We start from the raw sequence: 381 nt of genomic DNA, 5'->3' as shown, positions 1-381 counted from the left end.
CTCGACCTCGCCAACATCGCGCTGGAGCTGCAGCAGGACGGCGTCCTCGTCGCCACGCTGAACCGCCCGGCCAAGCGCAATGCGCTCGACGCGGCGACGGTGGAGGAGATGGTGCGCCTCTTCGACACCGCGCCCCGCGCCGGGGTCCGCGCCATCGTCCTCGCCGCCGCCGGGGATCATTTCTGCGCCGGGCTGGATCTCGTGGAACATCACCGCGAAGACCGCAGCCCCGCCGATTTCATGCATATCTGCCTGCGCTGGCACGAGGCGTTCAACAAGATGGAATACGGCGGCGTGCCGGTCATCGCCGCGCTGAAGGGCGCCGTGGTCGGCGGCGGGCTGGAGCTTGCCTCCGCCGCCCATATCCGCATCGCCGACGCC

General features: G+C 70.3%; 1 protein-coding gene. It reads left to right on the top strand.

Translation table 11 applies throughout. From position 1 onward, the window contains the following. Positions 1–15 precede the first annotated feature (15 nt). Positions 16–381: enoyl-CoA hydratase-related protein (locus EIP85_RS22645; RefSeq protein ID WP_241560158.1), on the top strand; the 366-nt coding region annotated here is incomplete at its 3' end.

This window comes from Solirhodobacter olei, assembly GCF_004010155.1.
Lineage (GTDB): Bacteria > Pseudomonadota > Alphaproteobacteria > Rhodobacterales > Rhodobacteraceae > Solirhodobacter > Solirhodobacter olei.
This window is presented reverse-complemented; position numbering and strand designations above follow the sequence as displayed.